The organism is Pseudonocardia zijingensis, assembly GCF_042657305.1.
GTDB lineage: Bacteria > Actinomycetota > Actinomycetes > Mycobacteriales > Pseudonocardiaceae > Pseudonocardia > Pseudonocardia zijingensis.
Genome location: NZ_JBHSKO010000001.1, coordinates 147,026 through 166,046, shown reverse-complemented (window position 1 = coordinate 166,046; position 19,021 = coordinate 147,026). Strand labels below are relative to the sequence as shown.

Genomic DNA, 19,021 nt, shown 5'->3' with positions numbered 1-19,021 from the left:
GTCACGGATCCGAACCGTCCGGCCGACCAGCACAGCGACCAGCACGGCAACCCCGATCCACGCGGCGAGCGCCGACAAGACCATCACAACGTCGGCACCGCCACAGCAGCGCTGCGCTGCTCGTCGAGAACGTGCGCGAGGGCGCTCTCCCGCTCGCGCACTCGCCCGACCGCGGCCAGCGCCCGAGGGTGGCTGAGCTCGATGCCGCGAACCGCCTTGCCCGGCATCCGCACCTGGTAGTGCCACAGCCACCGGCGGCCGTCGTCGACCTTCTCGCTCCAGATCTTGACCTTCATCTCGCCGGTGCTCACTTCCACGCACCTCCTCGCCACCGCGCGCGCCGGATGGCGTGCCACAGCTTCTCGACCTGCTCGCTGAACCGGAGCAGCTGCTGCGGTGTCATCTCGCCGAGCAGGTCCTGCACCCGGTCCTCGTCGCTGCTCATTACGGCAAGGAGCGCGTCGGTCTCAACATGCGTCGTCTGGCTCACCGGTCCCGCCCTCTCGGCGGCGGCGCGGAACCGGGCCGCAACGTCGACCGGGGCGGGCGACTCGGGATGAAGGAGGTCGTCGGCAGTGCACGGCGCCGGGCAGTCCAGCCGGGAGCAGGTGACGTGCCCGCCCGCCCCGAGGAACAGCGACGTGCCGTGGCAGGACGGGCAGCGGCCAGCGACCCGCGGGCGGCGGCCCGCGTCCACGCGGGCGACTTCACGTGCGAGCTGCTCGCGGTGCGCGAGCATGAGCCCTCGCCCCGGGCAGCCCTCCGGCGTTCTGGCGAGCACCGCGTCGTACCGCGCGAGGTCCGCGGCCGGGTCGACCGGCTCACCGGGGCGCCGCTCGCGGGTGTGTCGATAGGTCGGCTCGGTGGCCGCGTCCACGCCCTCGGGGGCGGCGGCCTCCAGCTCGGCGGCACGCTGGTCGAGGTGATGTGCGGCCCCACGCTTAGAGCGCGACCGCCACGACGACCGGATCACCTGAGCGGCACGCCGCAGCTCAGAAGCCGCTAGCTGCGTGGTGGCCACGTCCGCGGTCGGGACGCCGGCCAGGGCGCGCATCCGCAGCACCTCGCGGGCGAGCACGCTCCCCTCCTGCATCTTCAGCGCGCGCTCCACGACCTCGGCGCGGTTGCGGGCGGTGGTCTCGTCGGTCATCGGACTTGTCCCTTGCGCTTGCGGGTCCACGTGGCGAGGGCGTCGTGGATCCGGACCGAGGCGACGATGAGCCCGCCGCCGAACGTCCACACCGCGGATGGGGCCGGGTCGCCGACCGGGCCGGGGCGCGGCGGCGTGTGCTGCTCAGCCACGGCGTTCCCCCCGCTGCTCAAGGACCTGCCCGAGGCGCGCCCAGAGCGCGCCGTAGAGCACGCACAGCAGGCCGAGCAGGATCATCGGGGTGGTCTGGCCCGGGACCGGTTCGCGGACCAGGCAGTCGACGCCGACCGCCACGGTGACCGCCACCGTGGCGAGCGCCCACCAGCCGAACCAGCGGCGCACGTTGCGGATCTCCTCCGTCGTCACGGCACAACCTCCGGCGCCACCTGGGCGGTCGGGGCGTTCGCCGGTGCCGCGGCGACCGGTGCGGTGGCGGCCACGACCGCGCCGGCGGCGAGCAGCACCATGAACATCAGCGTGATGATCGGCAGCGGCTCCGAGTCGCGCCTCATGCCGAGGCCGCCATCTCCGCTGCGAGAGCGGTACCGATCGGCGACATGTGCGGGAGGCCGTCGGCGGGGATCCACTCGATCCCCGCCACAACGATCGCCGTCTGCAGGTCGAACCCGCCGCAGCCAGGAACCCGCCCGGGCCGGTCGGCGACCGCCGGCTGCACCTCTACGGTCGACTCCTGCCCGCTCGACGGCTCGGCGGGTGCGGGCGGCGCCGCCGTGGTCTCGGCCTGCGCGGCCTCGGCGAGCTTCGGCTCCGGCTCGCCCTGCGGCGCCGCGGCCGGACCAGCCGTGGGGGTGATGCTCATGTCGAGGTGTTCCTTCCGGCAGTTGCTGTGCGGCATCACGCGGTGCCGCCGAGTTCGAAGAGGCCGCGCTGGTCGGCGATCGGGCGGTTCATCCACAGCACCTCGGTGCGGGCCGACCATGCGCCGCGCGCGGACTGGCCGGTGTGCGTGGGGATCTCCAGGCGGTGCCAGCCGGCGAGGGCGTCGTCGTAGAGCTGCGAGGGGTAGCCAGACAGCACGACGGAGGCACGGCAGCCTGCGAGGGCGTCGACGAGTTCGGCGTGCTCGTCGACGCCGCGCATCTCCAACCGGTAGTTCGCACCCCAGCCGCGCGTGGAGCCGAGGTACGGCGGGTCGACGTACAGGAGCACATCGGGGTGGCAGCCGTAGTCGGCGATGACGTCGAGCGCGGGGCGGCACTCGAGCGAGACGTGCTGCAGCCGTTCGAGGGCTGGGTGGATGCGGGCGACGTAGCCGCGCAGGTAGTCGGTGACGCTGGTGCCGCCGCTCGGCTTCTTGTAGTGCCGCCATCCGGTGTTGCGGAGCACCCCGCCGCGGCCCTGGGTGAGGTACACCCAGACGCGGCGGGCACGCTCGAGGTCGGTCAGAGTGTCGGGCCGGGTGCGTGCCGCCTCGAACTCGGCGCGCGAGTGCGGCGTCAGCGCGCACACTCGGGCGAGCTCGTCGGGCTGGTCGCGCAGGACCTGCCAGAACGTCATCAGGTCGCTGTCGAGGTCGTTCACGGTCTCGAAAGGCGATGGGGCCTTCGCGAGCAGCACGGCGAGGCTGCCGGCGAACGGCTCGACGTAGTGCCGATGCGGCGGGAACACCGCGGCGATCCGCGAGGCAAGGAGCTGCTTGCCGCCGAAGTAGGGGAACGGTGGAGCGGTCACGACGCCGCCGACGAGGACGAGTCACCGCACAGCGCGGCAGCCACCGCGGCGCCGAGCCACTGGGCGACGTTGCTCGACACGGCGTTGCCGGCCTGCATGGTGCGTTCGCCCTGGTTGCCGAGCACCACGTAGGACGGGTGGAACCGCTGGGCGGCGAGGTGCTCCTCCGGGGTGAGCATCCGGAACAGGCAGTCGTCGACGTCGAACCCGAGGTGCGCGAGGCCGTGCTGCTCGCGCGTGGCCACCGTGGACAGCGCAGTGTCGTCCGTGCCATGCGGGCGCGCGCCGCGGCGGAACGGGATCACGAGCGAGGTCGGGTCCTTCACGGTGATCGCGCCGAGCGGCTCACCGACCGAGCGCACGGTGTCCCGCGGCTGGGCGTAGCCCCCGTGGTTCTTCACGTAGAAGGCCTGGGCCACCTCTGGCGGCACCGTCAGGCCGTGGTGGCGGCCGCCGGCGGTGACAGTGGCCAGCGGGTCGAGCACTGGTCGCGCGACGCTGCCGCCGCCGCGCAGCTCGGCTACGAACGGTGGCACGACGAGCGCGTCGGTGTCGCGGGTGGTGCGCGCACCCATGGGCATATCTACCGGGCTGGCCTCGTCACGCCACGTACCGCCGGCGGGCACCGTCATCGGAGGGCAGGCCATCCCGTCGCCGATCCGCACGGTGCGCGCGGGCAGCGGCCCGGTGTGTGCCGGGTAGGCGCGACCGTCGGCGCCACCGTGGTTCACGCTGACCATGACCGGTGGCACCGCGACGCCCTTGGTCGACGTCGTAGTCCGTGCGGTGAGGGGCGCGTCGACGGCCGTGACGGGCTGGGCGAACATGCGCAGCCCGGCCTCGATTCGAGCGCGTGTCTTCGCGGCCAGCGGGCGCGCCCGGTCACCGACGCGGGTTCCGAGGTTCGACCAGTCGATCGCTGCCGCGGCGGGCAGCACGTACGGCTCGACGACGGCGTGCCGGCACTCGCGGCGAGGGCAGCGGTAGACGTACTGCTGCCGGTACTTGCCGATCCGTCGGCCGGGTCGCTTCCAGGACTGGATGGCGTGGACGTCCTCGCCGCACTCCTCGCACCACGCGAGCGGCCTCGGGTCGACGTCCGGGAGCGGTGCCCCCTGGCGGGTGAACACCATGTAGAGCCGGTCCCGCCACTGCGGGGCGTGCGGGTTCGTCGGGCCGCCGATGTGCGCCGAGCTGACCGACACGAACTGCACTGCGTATCCGAGGACGCGCATCCCCTCGAGCCAGTAGTCGAACAGCCCCCACTCGGTGGCGACGTCGACGACGTTCTCGACGATGACGGCCTGGTACCGGAACAGCTCGGTGGAGCGGATCACCTCCCAGAAGGTGGCGCGGGTGCGTTCCATCCCCTCCTTCGCGACGGGACCGAACAGCTCGAGCTCACCCTGGGCGCGCTGCCGGCGGCGACCGCCCGCGGGGCTGGCCTCGGTGCAGATCGGGGAGGCCCAGAGCACCTCGGCGGGCGGGGCGAGGCGCAGGTCGTAGTGGGTGAGGTCCGCGCACAGGTGCTCGGCGTCCGGGAAATTCGCGGAGTGGGTCTCGATCGCCCGCTGCCAGTGGTTCGCTGCGATGGCCAGCTCCATCCCGGCAGCTGTCATGCCGAGGCTCGACCCCCCGGCGCCGCAGAACCAGTCGTGGTAGCGCAGCCCGTTCGGCGCGTGGACGGACCACGCGTAGGCAGCGGGCAGACGCCGATCTCCGGCGCGATCGAGCTCGTAGGAGGTGGTCACCGGGCGGTCCTTGTGAGGCGGGCGAAGAGCCCAGCGCGGTGTCGGCCGCCGTGGTACTGGGGCGGGACGGGGACCAGCGCCGACACGGGTCTGCCGTTGGGTCGTTCGGCGCTGTGGCGGCCGTCGGCGTGGAGGGCGTGGCGCGCGTTGCGCTGAGGGGTCGAGCGATTGATCACCGAGGTGCCTCCTGTCTCACGAGATGCAGGACAGCGTGGGCATGCGTCTGCCCTGCGAGCAGCGGATGGACGGGTGGTTAGCGGCCGCGGATGACGCGGAGGCGGGCGCAGCCGCAGGCCTCGCGTTGGGCGCGGTCGTCGAGGCCCTGCACGTGGGCGTCGACGGCGGCGTCAGCGAACAGCCAGGAGCACTTGAATCCGGACTGGTGGCCGTGGAGGGCGCCGGAGCGGGCGAGGGCCCGGACGGTCGACGCGTCCTTGTGGATACGCTCGGCGGCCTGCTTGGCGGTGAGCCAGGCGACGCCGACGGTCGTGGCGGTCACGAGGCGGCCGCGAGGGCGATGTACGGGCGTAGCGCGGCCGGGTCGACACCGAGACGGTTCGCGATGACGCGAATCAGGCTGTCGTCGGGAAGCTCGGCGCCCCGTTCGATGCGGGCGAGCTGGCCAGGGGTGATGTCGATGGTGCGTGCGAGGCTGTCGCGGTCGATGCCGGCGGCGTCCCGGATGGTCCCAATGACAGGAAGCTGGCCGGTGAGGACCGCGACGGGGACGTCGAGGACGTGGGCGATCAGCGGGGCCTTCGAGGTGCCGGCACGGGTGCCGTGCTCGATGCGGGACAGATAGCTCGCGGTGACTCCGATGCGGTAGGCGAGCTCCTCGAGGCGAAGGCGCTTCACCTGGCGGAGGGCACGGATGGTGGCGCCGTTGGGGCGGCCAGGATCGTACCTGCGGGTCGCACTAACGGAGCGGGCAGTGTTCATAATATGGCAACTTACGGAAAGATGAGGCAAGTCGCAACCCCTGTCCAGGCAACTTGAGACCCGTCGGGGCAGGTCGTGCGCCGTGACCAGGCCGTGATCTTTCTCGAAGAATCCTCTTCCCGCCTGCGACTTTCCTGTTCTTTCCTGCCATGATGCTGCGCGTGAGCCTTGGAGACCGGATCCGCAGCGCGCGCGAAGCTGCGGGCAAGAGCAGGGAGGAGCTCGCCGACCAAGTCGGCGTCTCCGTCAAGACGATCGGAAACTGGGAGACCGACCGAGTCACCCCCAAGTCCAAGCTCGGCGCCCTCGAGCGCGTTCTCGGTGTCCAGCTGCGGGGCACCCGCGGCCGCCAGGGCGTCGACCTCGACGACGCAAGCGACGCACAGGTGCTCTCCAACATCGCCGGGCGCCTCGCCGAACGCGACGTGATGCGCGACCGGATACGCGAGCTGACCGCCGAGGTGCAGGCCCTTCGAGCCCAGCTCAGCAGCATCTCGCGCGGCGAGGAATCGCCAGCAGGCGCGCCTCAGCAACTCAGGCCCGGATACGAACGCGACCAGAGGCAGGAGCAGTGACGACCGACAGGCCCGATTCCCTGCCCGAGTACCTGCGCCAGCGCATGGACGAGCTCGGGATCTCGTCGATCCGGGCACTCGCCGCCCGCACCGGCGTCGCACCAGAGACGGCCCGACGACTTCTGACGCGGTCAAAGACCCCCGACGAGCAGACTCTCCGCAAGATCGCAGAGGGGCTGCCGGCGCCGATTCAGCGGCTGCGCGAGCTCGCGGGCCGCCCTCCCGGCGCGGCTACTCCTTTTGTGCTACCGCCTGTGGCTGATCAGCTCAACGAGCGGGAGCGAGACGTGATCTTGCAGATGGTGTTTGCGCTTCTCGATGCGTCCGGTCGGCTCGATCTTGCGTCCGATCGTGCAGATGCAAATGCAAGAGACTGATGCATTCTGATGCCTGGACCACTCAGGCGGCCTCACATCGGGGACCCAAATGGACGAGTAACGCCCACCCCCGTCGTCACGGAGCGTGGTATTGCCTGAACCTTCCTCGTCTTTCCCGGTACTTTCCACCACTTCGACGCCCGGAAGAGATCTGACCACTCCAGAATGTGGCCTCGTGCCCGAACGCTCCCTCAACCCACCTCCGCCCGCGCACCCGTCCTGGTGCTCGCTGGCACACTGCGAGCAGGTCGCCGTCGGCGACATCCGCCACTCCAGCGTGCCCACGCTCCTCACCACCAGCGAGGACGACGTCGAGGTCGCCGTCGCCGTCGTACGCGACGACGAGCTGGGACGCGCGGGCTACCGGGCCGCGGCCACCGGTGTCAGCGTCACCCTCCGGCATCTGGCCGGAGCATGGGCACGAGGCCACGACTCCGCCGACGTCATGCTCACCGCATCCGAAGCGCGTCGCCTCGCCGGGGACCTGGTGGCATTCGCCGCGATGGCCGAGCACACCGCGGTCGCCCGGCCCGCTGACCCGCCACCCCCGAAGAACGAGGCGGTCTGATCGGATGGCCTGGGCCGAGAAAATCCCCAGCAGCGGGAGATACCGCGGGCGGTACCGGGACTCCCGCGGCAACGTCCAAACCCTCAACGAGGGCCCGTTCACGCACAAGGCCGAGGCGGAGCGCCGGGCCGCCGTCGCCGAGGACGAAGCCCGCCGACGCCCCGGCCAACGCAACGCCAAGCTCGGGCGAGCCACCTGGGGAGGCTGGGTCGAGGCGTGGTGGCCGCAGCGAGCGAAGAAGGTCGAGCCCGGCACGCTGCAACGCGACCTCACTCGGCGCAGGAAGCACCTCGACCCGCGCTGGGAATCCACCCGCCTCGACAAGATCACCCGCGACGACGTGCAGGAGTGGGTCGACGAGCTCACCGACGACGCCGGCCTCGCACCCCGCTCCGTGATCCGCACCTACCACCTGTTCTCCGCCAGCATGAAGGCCGCCGTGGTCGACGGCCGGATCGCCTACTCGCCATGCATCGGGATCGACCTCCCGACCCCCGAACCCACCGACGAGCGCTACCTCACTCCCGAGGAAGTCGAGGCGCTCATCCACTTCCTGCCTCACGAGCGCGACCGGCTGATCGTGTGGGCCCTCGTAGGTACCGGCCTGCGGTGGGGCGAGCTCATCGGAGCGCACCTGCACCGCGTGCACCTCGAGCAGCGGCGCCTCGACGTCCACGAGGTGTACGACGACCGGGTCGGCGACATCAAGCCCTACCCGAAGTCGAAGCGGAAGCGGTCGGTGCCGCTGCCTCCGTGGCTGGTCGACATGCTGCGCCAGCACATCGAGAGCCTCCCCACCGCCGGCCGCTGCGGCAGCAAGCATCGAGGCCGTGGCCGCTGCCGGTCCGGGCTGCTGTTCCCCGGCAACCGTGGAGCCGCGATCGAGTACTCGTTCTGGCGGCGAGGGACCTGGGATCGCGCCGTCCGCCTCGCGGGCATCGGGGACTGCACCATCCACGACCTCCGCCACACCTACGCGAGCTGGCTCGTACAGGACGGGGTGTCGATGGAGCAGCTGCGGGACCTGCTCGGGCACTCCACAGTCATCGTCACGGAGCGCTACTCCCACCTCAAGGACACCCGCTGGGACGGCGTCCGGGACATCCTCACCGCCCGCACTGCCCCACTTCTGCCCCACCGCGATCTGGCCTTGATCCAAACAGGTACGGCCCCTGCCAGCGTTGCTGCTGGTCAGGGGCCGTACCCTCCTCCCGTGGCGGGTGAAGGATTCGAACCTTCGTAGGCTGAGCCGACGGATTTACAGTCCGCTCCCTTTGGCCACTCGGGCAACCCGCCCCGGTGCGCCTAGGCGCGTGGACGAGGATACGACAGCGACGAACCGGGTTTCGCAGGGGCCCGGTCGACGAGGAGGCACACGGTGGCAGACCCGTCGTTCGACGTGGTGAGCAAGGTCGACCGGCAGGAGGTCGACAACGCCCTCAACCAGGCCGCGCGGGAGCTCTCGCAGCGGTTCGACTTCCGCGGCACGGGCACGGGGATCTCCTGGGCGGGCGAGGAGGCCGTGACGATCGAGTCGGAGACCGAGGAGCGGGCCAAGGCCGCAGTCGAGGTCTTCAAGGAGAAGCTGATCAAGCGGAACATCTCGCTGAAGGCCTTCGAGGTGGGTGAGCCCGTGGTGTCGGGCAAGACCTACAAGATCAGCGGCAAGATCCTGCAAGGGATCGCGGCCGAGAAGGCCAAGGAGATCAGCAAGACGATCCGCGACGAGAAGTTCAAGGGTGTGCAGGCGCAGATCCAGGGCGACCAGCTGCGCGTCTCGGGCAAGAAGAAGGACGACCTGCAGGCCGTCATCGCGCTGCTGAAGAGCAAGGACTTCGGTATCGCGCTGCAGTTCACGAACTACCGCTGACGAGGCCCCGCGCGATCGGACGATCGCTGGCAGCAGCCATTGCACGTGAGTATCGTGAACGCTCCCCCGACCGGTGCGTGTCCGGATGGAGGAGGGCATGGAGGTCCCGGAGCCCGGTGTCAGAACCTCCCCCGACGATGCCGGGAGGGAGGCCGGGCTCCGCCGACTCGCGATGATGATCGCGCGCGGGGAACCACACCCGGCGGCGCTGCGGGCCGTCGCCGGGGAGGCCGCCCGGCAGTTCGCACCGGCCGCCGCCTGCGTCGTCATGTGCCGGTCCGACGGCAGCACCGCGCTCGCCGCCGAGAGCGAACCCGGGTGGGCGGACCGCCTGCCGATCGGCGTGACGGCCTCCGCCCTGAAGACGGGGCGGTTCACCGCGGCGGAAACGGGGACCGGCTACACGGCGGCCACCCCGGTGGAGGTCGGCGGGACGGTCTGGGGGCTGGTCGCCGTCGGGGCGGAGCAGGGCGGGCCACCACCCGACGCCGAGCGGCGGCTGGCCGAGTTCGCGGAGCTCGTCGCCACGGCGGTCGCGAACGAACGACGCCGCGCGGAGCACAGCGCGTCGCGCGCCCGCCTCGTGGCGGCGTCGGACGAGTCCCGGCGGCGGATCGAACGCGACCTGCACGACGGCGCGCAGCAGTTCGTCGTGACGGCGGTGCTGCGGCTGCGCAGCGTGGCGGAGATGCCCTCCCTGCCGCCGGAGGCACGCGCCGAGCTGGAGGACATCGCGGCCGAGCTCAACGGTGTGCTCGACGACCTGCGTGAGCTCTCCCGCGGCATCCACCCGGAGGTCCTGTCCAAGGGCGGGCTGCGCCCCGCGCTGCGTGCGCTCGCGCGGCGCTCGTCGGTGTCCGTGGTGCTGGACCTGCGGCTGCCCGACCGGCTACCCGAGCCGGTTGAGGTGGGCGCCTACTACCTGGTGTCGGAGGCGCTCGCCAACGCGACGAAGCACGCGAACGCCTCCACCGTGGAGGTGGCTGCCGAGACCTCCGGCGGCACGCTGCGCGTGTCCGTGCACGACGACGGGATCGGCGGCGCCGACATGGGCGGGGGTTCGGGGCTGACCGGCCTCAAGGACCGCATCGAGGCGCTCGGCGGCACGTTCGCGGTGGAGAGCCCGCGGGGTGGCGGCACGACGGTGCGCTGCGCGCTCCCCGTGCACGCCACCGTGGGCTGACGCCTCACGCGCTGACCGGGGCCTCCTGCGTGCGGCACGCCCGGGCGTAGGCGACCGGGGTGAGGCCGATGGCCGCGGTGAAGTCGCGGATGAAGTGGCTCTGGTCGAAGTACCCGAGCTCGGCCGCCACCTCCGCCCACGGCCGGTGCTGCTCCGCGGCGAGCACGGCGGCGGCCTCGTGGAGGCGGTAGCGGCGCAGCACCCACTTCGGGCTGACCCCGACGTAGCGCTGGAACAGCCGCTGCAGCGCGCGGGGGTTGATGCCGAACATCTCGCTGACGTCGTCGACGCGCGCGATGGTGCGGTCGTGCAGCAGCGCGGCGACGATCCGCTGGACGAGCTCCACCTGCGGGTCGGGCGGCGGCCACCGCTCGCGCAGGAAGCCCTCGACGAGCGCCACGAGCCGGTCGACGCCCCGGGCCGCGGCCATCCGCTCCGCCAGCGTGGTGGCGGCGGGCCCCCACAGCTGCTCGGCGGGCAGCACGGCCCCGGTGATGTCGGCCAGCGGCCTGCCGAGGAACGGCTGGAAGCCGCCCGGCCGGAACTTGACCCCGAAGACCTGGCCGGTGCCGCGGTAGATGTAGGTGAAGCGCTCGCGCCCGACGCCGGCCACGGCGAGCCTGCCCCCGTCGAGCACGAGGTTGACGCACGGGTGGGGCAGCAGGGTGACCGAGCCCTCCCGGCCCGGCGGGAGCTGCCACGACACCACCCAGTGGCGCTCGACGAGACCGGACAGGTCGGCGGCCGCGGGGTAGCGGTCCAGCGAGTGGCGTGCGTCGACGGGGTGCGCCTCGAACCCCGCGCGCACCCCGAGCACTCCGTACTCGCTGGTGGTGGCGATGCGCGGGTCGGTCACGGGTCCAGGATGCCTCGTGGGTCCGACGGTCACCGCCGCTGCAGGTGCATCTCCTCCAGCCGCCGGATCCGCTCCTGGAGCGGCGGGTGGGTGGAGAACAGGCGCGTGAGCTGCTCCCCCGACCGGAACGGGCTGGCGATCATCAGGTGCGACTGCGACACCAGCTGCGGGTCGGGCGGCAGCGGGGCCAGCTGCGTGCCGCGCTCGAGCTTGCGCAGGGCGGACGCCAGCGCGAGCGGGTCGCCCGTGAGCGCGGCGCCGCTCTCGTCGGCCTGGAACTCCCGCGACCGGCTCACGGCCATCTGCACCACGCCGGCCGCGACCGGCCCGAGCAGCGCGATGAGCAGCACGGCGATCGGGTTGGGGCGGTCCTCGTCGCCGCCGCCGAACAAGCCGGCGAACATCGCGATGTTGGCCAGGAAGCTCACCATCGAGGCGAGCGCACCCGCCACGGACGAGATGAGGATGTCGCGGTTGTAGACGTGGGACAGCTCGTGGCCCAACACCGCGCGCAGCTCCCGCTCGTCGAGCATCTGCAGCAGGCCCGTGGTGGCGCACACCGCGGCGTGGCGCGGGCTGCGGCCGGTGGCGAACGCGTTGGGCGCCGCCGTGGGGCTCACGTAGAGGCGGGGCATCGGCTGGCGCGCGGCCCGCGACAGCTCCCGCACGATCCGGTACATCACCGGGTGTTCGGGCTCGGTGATCGGCCGAGCGTGCATCGCACGCAGGGCGAGCTTGTCCGAGTTGAAGTACGCGTAGCCGTTGATCCCCAGCGCGACGAACAAGGCGATCACGAGCCCCGTACGTCCGCCGAGGAGCGAACCGACGAACAGGACGAGGGCCGAGAGCCCGCCCAGCAACACGGCTGTCTTCAGCCCGTTCATCGACTTGTGCACGTCCGGGTCCTTCCTCCCCCGGCTGCTTCAACGAGCGACCGCGGGACCGTGTTCCGCGCGGGTGAGCGTGAGGGACGCCTCGCCGCGCCACTGCTCCGTCCGGGGCAGGATGCGGGCATGGCCACCGACGTCCGCACCACCACCACCGACGGCGTCGCCGTCCTCACGCTGTCCTACCCGGAGCGCCGCAACGCGCTGAACATCGAGCTGTCCGGCAAGCTCGCCGACGCCGTGCGCGCCGCCACCGCCGACGACGAGGTCGGCGCGATCGTCGTGACCGGGGAGGACCCGGCGTTCTGCGCCGGCGGCGACCTGGCCGAGCTCGCCACCGCCGACCCGGCCCGGCTGCACACCGTCTACGCGGGCTTCCTCGCCGTGGCGGAGTGCCCGCTGCCGACGATCGCGGCCGTCAACGGCGCCGCCGTGGGTGCCGGCCTCAACCTCGCGCTGGCCTGCGACCTGCGCCTGGCCGGGCCGCGGGCGCGGTTCGAGTCGCGGTTCCTCGCGCTGGGTCTGCACCCCGGCGGCGGCTACACGTGGATGGCGCAGCGCGTGCTCGGACCGCAGGGGGCGGCCGCGCTCACCCTCTTCGGCGAGGTCGTCGACGCCGCCGAGGCCGACCGGATCGGCCTCGTGCACCGGGTGGCCGACGACGTCGTGGGGGCCGCCGTGGAGCTCGCGGCGCGGGCGGCGAGCGCCCCGCGCGACCTCGTGCGCACCACGAAGGCCACCATGCGGCTCACGGCGGGCACCACCACCCAGGCCGAGGCCGTGGAGGTGGAGGTGCGGGCGCAGGCGGAGTCGGTGCGCTCCCCGGAGTTCCGCGAACGCCTCGACGCACTGCAGAGGACGATCAGCAGGTCGGGCCGGTAACGCGGCGGTCCCACCAGGCGAGAGGATCCGGGTGTGACGTGGGACGGGTGGCAACGACACCCCGACTCAGGGCGAGCTAACGTGGAAGGTCCAGACAAAGCACGCCCCGTCGACCCGAGGACCGACCTCGAATGACTTCTGACACCGCCGTCGACCAGCTCCCGGCATCCTCCGGCGGCGGACGCGAGGTGGTGGAGCGAGACCGCGTCGTCATCCGCTTCGCCGGCGACTCCGGCGACGGCATGCAGCTCACCGGTGACCGCTTCACCTCCGAGACCGCGGCGTTCGGCAACGACCTGTCCACCCTCCCGAACTTCCCCGCGGAGATCCGGGCGCCTGCGGGCACCCTGCCCGGTGTGTCGTCGTTCCAGCTGCACTTCGCCAACTACGACATCCTCACGCCGGGCGACCGCCCCGACGTGCTGGTGGCGATGAACCCGGCCGCGCTCAAGGCCAACATCGGCGACCTGCCCGCGGGCGGCATCCTGATCGTCAACACCGACGAGTTCACCAAGCGCAACCTCACGAAGGTCGGCTACGAGGCCAACCCGCTCGAGGACGGCTCGCTGGAGCGGTACGCGGTCTACCCGGTGGCGATGGCCACGCTCACGCGGGGTGCGCTCGAGGACACCGGCCTGTCCAAGAAGGACGCGGAGCGGGCGAAGAACATGTTCGCGCTCGGCCTGCTGTCCTGGATGTACAACCGGCCCCACGAGGGCACCGAGCGGTTCCTGCGGGAGAAGTTCGCCCGCCGCCCCGACCTCGCCGAGGCCAACATCCTCGCGTTCCGGGCGGGCCACGCGTACGGCGAGACCACGGAGTCCTTCGCCGTCACCTACGAGGTGGCCCCGGCCAAGCTGGACGTCGGCACGTACCGCCAGATCACCGGCAACACCGCGCTGGCCTACGGCATCGTCACGGCCGGGCAGGTCACGGGCCTGCCGGTGTTCCTCGGCTCGTACCCGATCACCCCGGCGTCGGACATCCTGCACGAGCTGTCCAAGCACAAGGCCTTCGGCGTCACCACGTTCCAGGCCGAGGACGAGATCGCCGGCGTCGGCGCGGCGCTGGGTGCGGCGTTCGGCGGCGCGCTGGGCGTCACCACCACGTCGGGCCCGGGCATCTCGCTGAAGTCCGAGACCATCGGTCTCGCGGTGGCGCTCGAGCTGCCCCTGCTCGTCGTCGACGTGCAGCGCGGTGGCCCGTCCACGGGCCTGCCCACCAAGACCGAGCAGGCCGACCTCCTGCAGGCCCTGCACGGCCGCAACGGCGAGGCACCCCTGCCGGTCATCGCGCCCCGCTCGCCGGGCGACTGCTTCGACGCCGTGCTGGAGGCCGTGCGGATGGCGGTCACCTACCGCACGCCGGTGATCCTGCTGTCCGACGGCTCGCTGGCCAACGGGTCGGAGCCGTGGAAGGTGCCCGACGCGGCCACGCTGCCCACGTTCGACCCGGGCTTCGCCACCGCACCCAACGCGCCCGACGGGTCCGGCGAGTTCTGGCCGTACCTGCGCGACGCCGACACGCTCGCCCGGCCGTGGGCGGTGCCGGGCACGGCGGGGCTGGAGCACCGCATCGGCGGCCTGGAGAAGGCCGACGGCCGCGGCGGCATCTCCTACGACCCGGACAACCACGACCGGATGGTCCGGCTGCGCGCGGCGAAGATCGACGGCATCACGGTGCCGGACATCGAGGTCGACGACCCCGACGGCGACGCCGAGCTGCTCGTGCTCGGCTGGGGCTCCACCTACGGCCCGATCGGCGCCGGGGCCCGCCGGGTCCGCGCGCTCGGCCGGAAGGTGGCGCAGGCACACCTGCGGCACCTCAACCCGCTGCCCGCCAACCTGGGCGAGGTGCTCGCCCGCTACCGCACCGTGGTGGTGCCCGAGATGAACCTCGGGCAGCTCGCCACGGTGCTGCGGGCCCGCTACCTCGTCGACGTCAAGAGCTACACCAAGGTCGCCGGCCTGCCGTTCCGGGCCGAAGAGCTGCAGGACCTGTTCCTGGACTACCTCAACGGGGTGCGTGCATGACTGCCATCGACCTCGGGCTGCCCTCCCTGGGCGGGCTCGACGGGGTCCCTACCACCGACGAGAAGCAGACCGCCAAGGACTTCACGTCCGACCAGGAGGTGCGCTGGTGCCCGGGCTGCGGCGACTACGCCGTGCTCGCCGCCGTGCGCCAGTTCCTGCCGACGCTGGGCATCAAGCGCGAGAACACCGTGTTCGTGTCCGGGATCGGCTGCAGCTCCCGGTTCCCGTACTACCTCAACACCTACGGGATGCACTCGATCCACGGGCGTGCTCCCGCCATCGCCACCGGGCTTGCCACGTCGCGTCCCGACCTGTCGGTCTGGGTCGTCACGGGCGACGGCGACGCCCTCTCCATCGGCGGCAACCACCTGATCCACGCCCTGCGGCGCAACGTCAACCTCAAGATCCTGCTGTTCAACAACCGGATCTACGGCCTGACGAAGGGCCAGTACTCGCCCACCAGCGAGGAGGGCAAGGTCACGAAGTCCACGCCGATGGGCTCGCTCGACCACCCGTTCAACCCGATCTCGCTCGCACTCGGCGCCGAGGCCACGTTCATCGGGCGTGCCCTCGACTCCGACCGCAAGGGCCTCACCGAGGTGCTCGGCGCCGCCGCAGCCCACCGCGGCAGCGCGCTCGTCGAGATCTTCCAGGACTGCCCGATCTTCAACGACGGCAGCTTCGACGTCCTGCGCAAGGGCGAGGAGGCCGAGGAGCGGGTCATCCCGGTCCGCCACGGCGAGCCCATCCGCTTCGGCCCGGCGGCCGACGACGGGCTGGGCAGCTACGCCGTCGTGCGCGAGGGCTTCGGGCTCGCCGTCGCGAAGATGAACGAGGTCGACGCCGAGCAGGTCGTCGTCCACGACGCCTCCGACATCAACCTGGCGTTCGCGCTGTCCCGGCTCTCCGACCAGGACCTCAACCACACCGTCACCGGCATCTTCCGCAACGCCGACCGCGTCACCTACGACGACGCGGTCCGCGCCCAGGTGGCCGAGGCCACGGAGAAGGGCAACGCGGATCTGCAGGCCCTGCTCAACGGCCGCGACACCTGGACGATCGCGGGCTGACCCACCGCACACGCCGAACGGGCCCCGCCGGAGTTCCGGCGGGGCCCGTTCGCGTTGCGGGCGCTGCTCAGCCGAACAGCGACGCCACCAGCGACTCGATCAGGCCGAGCGGACCGGCGGAGGGCGCCTCCTCGACCGGAGCCGGCTCGGTCTCCACCGGCTCGGTCTCCTCGTCCACCTCGGGCTCCGTGGTGGCGTCCGACTCGTCCGACGTCGAGTCCTCGTCCGTGCCCTCGTCGGTGCCCGACGTCGAGTCCGACTCGCTGTCGGAGGTGGAGTCGGACTCCGGCTCCGAGGTCGCGTCGGTGTCGGACGTGGACTCCTCGTCCTCCTCCGGCTCCGGCGCGGTGGTGGACTCGGGGGCGGCAGGCGCCGCGAGCGGGGGGAGCGGAACGATCTGCGCGCTGTTCGCCTCGGACGCCTCGGCGATGCCGGCCGAAGCCAGGATCGCGAGGACGACCGTCGTACCAGCAGTCAGAACCTTCTTCAGCATCGTTTCCTCACCATCGCGGACGGGGATCCGCGATTGGGTTGTTCACCTGTTCGGGGGAGTGGGGAGCCGCCGGTGAGGCTAGGGGCCCGTCGCAGGTCGTGACACCCGCGCCACTCGATCGTGTGGTGATCCGAAACTGAAGAGGATCTTGCTTCGTTTACGGTGCGGCGCGGCCTACCGGGCGTCCCACGCCGTGAAACCCGCCGCGCGGGCCTCCTCCGCCGAGCGGAACCAGACGTCGCCGCGAGTGCGCTGGTAAAAGGGCGAATCGGGCGTGTGGTAGCGGTGCGAACCCTCGTGCGCCTTCACCTGGTGTTCCGGGGAGGGGTTCGAGCCGTCCACGGCCGGGAGCAGCGAGCCGGGGTACGGCCCCGGGCGGGCGGTCGCGGCCGTCACCGCCGCCGCGGCCGCCGTGAACGTGCTCGCCGGGCCGACGAGGCCGGAGTCGAGCGCCGCGAGCGCCGAGCCCGCGGAGTCGGGCCGGCGCGGTGCGGGAGGCGCGTCCGCGTCTGCGTCCGCCTCCGGGGGCGCGGTCGGCTGCAGCTCCTCGCGCGGTGCCGGGATCTGCGGCGCGGGAGCGTGTTCCTCCGCATCGTCCGCTGGTTTCTGCTCGGTCGACCCGCCTGCCGCCGTGGTGGCTATCCCGGTGTCCGACGAGGAGGGCGTCCCGCCCCGCCTGCGCCTGCCGGCGATCAGGGCCACCGCGACGAGCAGCGCGACGACCACGACGGCCAGTACCACCAACCACCAGTTCTGCCCCACGACCAGTCCCTTCGCGCGTGCGGACGGACCGGTGCATACCACGATGGACACCCGCTGCGCAGGGCCTTGCCGCTCCGACCACCCGGCCGGATGTCCTGATCACCTGCTGTCGCCGTCGGCTGGTTCGTCGACGGGGCCCGGCTGGGCTGGGATGTCGGAGGGCTTCGCGGCGCGTGACCCGCCTGCCACGCCGAGGCGATCCAGCGCACCGGCCGCGGACGGCCCGGACCGCCGTGGGGTGCGATCGGTGCGATGGGTGTCGAGGTGGGCGAGGGCAGGTTCCGCGGGCGTGGGCGGCTCCGGTGGGGCCTTCCGCTCGGGCCGGGGCAGGCCCGGTGCGCGGCGGCCCCGCGGCGGCGCGGGCGGGAAGAGCGGGTGGGAGAGGCGCCGCGGGCGTCTGCGGACGAACAGCAGCCACGTCACCGCAGAACCCGCGGCGAACGCGACCGCACAGAGGAAGCAGACCTGCACGAACGTCTCGACCATGGCACCCTCCCGCGCACGACCTACCCGACGTGATCTCGCCCCGTCTGCTCTCCTCCGCGGTGGTCAGGGGACGGCCGGCACCACCCATGCCGGCGCGAGGGCCGCCAGGAGTGCCGGCACCGCCACCAGCGCAGCGCACCACCACAGACGGCTTCGCGTCACGGCCACCCCTCACCCTCCGCAGTCGTCCCCTTACGGTGACACGACTCCGGGCTCCAGGGCCAGCAGTGGCGCTCCGCGGGCACTGATCAAGGGGAAATGGGCGCTAGATGATCTTCAAGAGCGACCATTTCCCCTTGATCACGCAGAACCCTCGCCTCCAGAGCCTGTTCCAGGGCAGACCGCCACCAGGAGGCCAGCCGCTGGGACCATGATCGCCGCTCTGGCGCGCAACCCGACACCTCACGTCGGGAAACGCACCAGAACGCTGATCACCTCGGCTAGGCCGTGCGGTCCACCACGTAGTTCGTGAGGGACGCCAGCGCCTCGGTGGCGGGGCAGGGGGGGAGCTTGCCCAGCTCGGCGCGGGCCGTGGCGGCCTGGTCGGCGAGGACGTCGCGGGCCCGGGCCAGGCCGCGGCCGTTGCGCAGCAGCGTGAGCGCCTCGTCCACCTCCGCGTCGTCGGTGATCGGACGGGAGATCAGCACGCCGAGGCGGTGGACGTCCGGCCCGTTGTCCTGCAGGGCGTAGAGCATGGGGAGGGTGTGGATGCCCTCCCGCAGGTCGGTGCCCGGGGTCTTGCCGGAGCTGTCGGACGGCGACGCGATGTCGATGATGTCGTCGGAGATCTGGAAGGCGGTACCGATGGTGGCGCCGAAGCGGCGCAGCGCCTCCACGTGCTCGGGTGCGCAGCCGGAGAACATGCCGCCGTACTGGCCGGAGGTGGCGATCAGCGAGCCCGTCTTCTCGGCGATCACGGCCAGGTAGTGCTGCACCGGGTCCTCGTCCGGGCGGGGGCCGCGGGTCTCACGCATCTGGCCGGTGACGAGCGCCGCGAACGTCTCGGCGATGATCCGCACCGCCGCCGGCCCGAGGTCGGCCACGAGCCGCGAGGCGTGGGCGAACAGGAAGTCGCCGGTGAGGATGGCGACGCTGTTGTCCCACCGCGAGTTGGCGCTCTCCGCCCCGCGGCGCATCGTGGCCGAGTCCATGACGTCGTCGTGGTAGAGCGTGGCGAGGTGGATCATCTCGACCACGGCCGCGGCGGTGAACACGTCGTCGTGCGTGGGCCGCGGCCCGACCTGCGCCGCGAGCAGCGTGAAGAGGGGGCGGAACCGTTTGCCGCCTGCATCGATCAGATGCAGCGACGTCTCGGTGACGAACTGGTAGTCGCTGTGCACCTCCCGGTGCAGCAGCTCCTCCACGCGGGAGAGTCCCTCCTCCGCGGCGGCTGCGAGCCCCGGGTCTGCGAGCTCGACGCCCGCGATCGCGTTCGCGTTCACATGCC

25 protein-coding genes and 1 tRNA gene are annotated in these 19,021 nt (G+C 72.0%); 9 read left to right on the top strand and 17 right to left on the bottom strand.

The genetic code is table 11. The features are described from left to right. Nucleotides 1–83: 83 nt before the first annotated feature. The 10 genes from ACFPL3_RS00880 to ACFPL3_RS00835 form a co-directional block, all read right to left on the bottom strand. Entirely contained in the window at nt 84–311 is a 228-nt protein-coding gene (locus ACFPL3_RS00880) for a hypothetical protein (protein WP_379588342.1), read from the bottom strand. After that, nucleotides 308–1,150: a hypothetical protein gene (locus tag ACFPL3_RS00875; RefSeq protein ID WP_343944971.1), complete on the bottom strand. Its 843-nt coding sequence runs from the start codon at nt 1,148–1,150 to the stop codon at nt 308–310. The genes ACFPL3_RS00880 and ACFPL3_RS00875 overlap by 4 nt, the downstream gene beginning before the upstream one ends. Beyond that, on the bottom strand, nt 1,147–1,302 hold the full coding sequence (locus ACFPL3_RS00870; protein ID WP_343944972.1) for an immunoglobulin domain-containing family protein: 156 nt from the start codon (nt 1,300–1,302) through the stop codon (nt 1,147–1,149). The genes ACFPL3_RS00875 and ACFPL3_RS00870 overlap by 4 nt, the downstream gene beginning before the upstream one ends. After that, nucleotides 1,295–1,516, bottom strand: a complete 222-nt coding sequence (locus ACFPL3_RS00865) for a hypothetical protein (protein ID WP_343944973.1) — start codon at nt 1,514–1,516, stop codon at nt 1,295–1,297. Before ACFPL3_RS00865 ends, ACFPL3_RS00870 begins: the two co-directional genes overlap by 8 nt. Then, nucleotides 1,513–1,662, bottom strand: coding sequence for a hypothetical protein (locus ACFPL3_RS00860; RefSeq protein ID WP_343944974.1), 150 nt, complete (start codon nt 1,660–1,662; stop codon nt 1,513–1,515). Before ACFPL3_RS00860 ends, ACFPL3_RS00865 begins: the two co-directional genes overlap by 4 nt. Continuing rightward, entirely contained in the window at nt 1,659–1,970 is a 312-nt protein-coding gene (locus ACFPL3_RS00855) for a hypothetical protein (protein ID WP_343944975.1), read from the bottom strand. Before ACFPL3_RS00855 ends, ACFPL3_RS00860 begins: the two co-directional genes overlap by 4 nt. A 35-nt stretch (nt 1,971–2,005) precedes the next feature. After that, a complete protein-coding gene (locus ACFPL3_RS00850) occupies nt 2,006–2,842 on the bottom strand; it encodes a DNA adenine methylase (protein WP_343944976.1) in 837 nt (278 codons plus the stop codon). Next, nucleotides 2,839–4,593, bottom strand: a complete 1,755-nt coding sequence (locus ACFPL3_RS00845) for a DNA cytosine methyltransferase (protein WP_343944977.1) — start codon at nt 4,591–4,593, stop codon at nt 2,839–2,841. The genes ACFPL3_RS00850 and ACFPL3_RS00845 overlap by 4 nt, the downstream gene beginning before the upstream one ends. Nucleotides 4,594–4,846: 253 nt before the next feature. Then, entirely contained in the window at nt 4,847–5,092 is a 246-nt protein-coding gene (locus ACFPL3_RS00840; protein WP_343944978.1) for a helix-turn-helix domain-containing protein, read from the bottom strand. Further along, entirely contained in the window at nt 5,089–5,532 is a 444-nt protein-coding gene (locus ACFPL3_RS00835; protein WP_343944979.1) for a helix-turn-helix domain-containing protein, read from the bottom strand. The genes ACFPL3_RS00840 and ACFPL3_RS00835 overlap by 4 nt, the downstream gene beginning before the upstream one ends. Before the next feature lie 149 nt (nt 5,533–5,681). On the opposite strand from ACFPL3_RS00835, the gene ACFPL3_RS00830 reads away from it, so the two are divergent. The 4 genes from ACFPL3_RS00830 to ACFPL3_RS00815 all read left to right on the top strand — a co-directional run bounded on the left by ACFPL3_RS00830 (nt 5,682) and on the right by ACFPL3_RS00815 (nt 8,295). Continuing rightward, nucleotides 5,682–6,107, top strand: a complete 426-nt coding sequence (locus tag ACFPL3_RS00830) for a helix-turn-helix domain-containing protein (protein ID WP_343944980.1) — start codon at nt 5,682–5,684, stop codon at nt 6,105–6,107. Next, nucleotides 6,104–6,484, top strand: a complete 381-nt coding sequence (locus ACFPL3_RS00825; RefSeq protein ID WP_343944981.1) for a helix-turn-helix domain-containing protein — start codon at nt 6,104–6,106, stop codon at nt 6,482–6,484. The genes ACFPL3_RS00830 and ACFPL3_RS00825 overlap by 4 nt, the downstream gene beginning before the upstream one ends. Nucleotides 6,485–6,659: 175 nt before the next feature. Continuing rightward, a complete protein-coding gene (locus tag ACFPL3_RS00820) occupies nt 6,660–7,052 on the top strand; it encodes a DUF6907 domain-containing protein (protein ID WP_343944982.1) in 393 nt (130 codons plus the stop codon). A gap of 4 nt (nt 7,053–7,056) precedes the next feature. Continuing rightward, nucleotides 7,057–8,295 (top strand): tyrosine-type recombinase/integrase, encoded by a 1,239-nt coding sequence (locus ACFPL3_RS00815; RefSeq protein WP_343944983.1) that lies wholly within the window; start codon nt 7,057–7,059, stop codon nt 8,293–8,295. Here the strand turns inward: ACFPL3_RS00815 and ACFPL3_RS00810 are convergent. Beyond that, a tRNA-Tyr gene (locus tag ACFPL3_RS00810) sits at nt 8,267–8,348 on the bottom strand. The two genes, ACFPL3_RS00815 and ACFPL3_RS00810, sit on opposite strands and share 29 nt — an antisense overlap. A gap of 82 nt (nt 8,349–8,430) precedes the next feature. Between ACFPL3_RS00810 and ACFPL3_RS00805 the strand changes: the two genes are divergently transcribed. Together ACFPL3_RS00805 and ACFPL3_RS00800 are read left to right on the top strand one after the other, a co-directional pair. Next, on the top strand, nt 8,431–8,922 hold the full coding sequence (locus ACFPL3_RS00805) for a YajQ family cyclic di-GMP-binding protein (protein ID WP_343944984.1): 492 nt from the start codon (nt 8,431–8,433) through the stop codon (nt 8,920–8,922). Between the two features lie 97 nt (nt 8,923–9,019). Next, the gene (locus tag ACFPL3_RS00800; protein ID WP_343944985.1) at nt 9,020–10,105 is read left to right on the top strand and encodes a sensor histidine kinase; all 1,086 of its coding nucleotides are present in this window, start codon (nt 9,020–9,022) and stop codon (nt 10,103–10,105) included. Nucleotides 10,106–10,109: 4 nt separating this feature from the next. Here the strand turns inward: ACFPL3_RS00800 and ACFPL3_RS00795 are convergent, their stop codons facing one another. Together ACFPL3_RS00795 and htpX are read right to left on the bottom strand one after the other, a co-directional pair. Then, the gene (locus ACFPL3_RS00795; protein WP_343944986.1) at nt 10,110–10,961 is read right to left on the bottom strand and encodes a helix-turn-helix domain-containing protein; all 852 of its coding nucleotides are present in this window, start codon (nt 10,959–10,961) and stop codon (nt 10,110–10,112) included. A gap of 29 nt (nt 10,962–10,990) precedes the next feature. Continuing rightward, nucleotides 10,991–11,857, bottom strand: a complete 867-nt coding sequence (gene htpX / locus ACFPL3_RS00790; RefSeq protein WP_343944987.1) for a zinc metalloprotease HtpX — start codon at nt 11,855–11,857, stop codon at nt 10,991–10,993. 117 nt (nt 11,858–11,974) lie between these two features. Between htpX and ACFPL3_RS00785 the strand changes: the two genes are divergently transcribed. The 3 genes from ACFPL3_RS00785 to ACFPL3_RS00775 all read left to right on the top strand — a co-directional run bounded on the left by ACFPL3_RS00785 (nt 11,975) and on the right by ACFPL3_RS00775 (nt 15,833). After that, nucleotides 11,975–12,730, top strand: a complete 756-nt coding sequence (locus tag ACFPL3_RS00785) for an enoyl-CoA hydratase (protein WP_343944988.1) — start codon at nt 11,975–11,977, stop codon at nt 12,728–12,730. A gap of 131 nt (nt 12,731–12,861) precedes the next feature. After that, nucleotides 12,862–14,763, top strand: a complete 1,902-nt coding sequence (locus ACFPL3_RS00780; protein ID WP_343944989.1) for a 2-oxoacid:acceptor oxidoreductase subunit alpha — start codon at nt 12,862–12,864, stop codon at nt 14,761–14,763. Continuing rightward, nucleotides 14,760–15,833 (top strand): 2-oxoacid:ferredoxin oxidoreductase subunit beta, encoded by a 1,074-nt coding sequence (locus ACFPL3_RS00775; RefSeq protein ID WP_343944990.1) that lies wholly within the window; start codon nt 14,760–14,762, stop codon nt 15,831–15,833. The genes ACFPL3_RS00780 and ACFPL3_RS00775 overlap by 4 nt, the downstream gene beginning before the upstream one ends. Nucleotides 15,834–15,900: 67 nt before the next feature. On the opposite strand, the gene ACFPL3_RS00770 is transcribed toward ACFPL3_RS00775, so the two are convergent. The 4 genes from ACFPL3_RS00770 to ACFPL3_RS00755 all read right to left on the bottom strand — a co-directional run bounded on the left by ACFPL3_RS00770 (nt 15,901) and on the right by ACFPL3_RS00755 (nt 19,016). After that, on the bottom strand, nt 15,901–16,326 hold the full coding sequence (locus ACFPL3_RS00770) for a hypothetical protein (RefSeq protein ID WP_343944991.1): 426 nt from the start codon (nt 16,324–16,326) through the stop codon (nt 15,901–15,903). Between the two features lie 174 nt (nt 16,327–16,500). Then, nucleotides 16,501–17,088, bottom strand: coding sequence for a sunset domain-containing protein (locus ACFPL3_RS00765; RefSeq protein ID WP_343944992.1), 588 nt, complete (start codon nt 17,086–17,088; stop codon nt 16,501–16,503). Nucleotides 17,089–17,187: 99 nt separating this feature from the next. Continuing rightward, nucleotides 17,188–17,574 (bottom strand): hypothetical protein, encoded by a 387-nt coding sequence (locus ACFPL3_RS00760; protein WP_343944993.1) that lies wholly within the window; start codon nt 17,572–17,574, stop codon nt 17,188–17,190. A gap of 440 nt (nt 17,575–18,014) precedes the next feature. Next, nucleotides 18,015–19,016 (bottom strand): polyprenyl synthetase family protein, encoded by a 1,002-nt coding sequence (locus tag ACFPL3_RS00755; protein ID WP_343944994.1) that lies wholly within the window; start codon nt 19,014–19,016, stop codon nt 18,015–18,017. Nucleotides 19,017–19,021 lie beyond the last annotated feature (5 nt).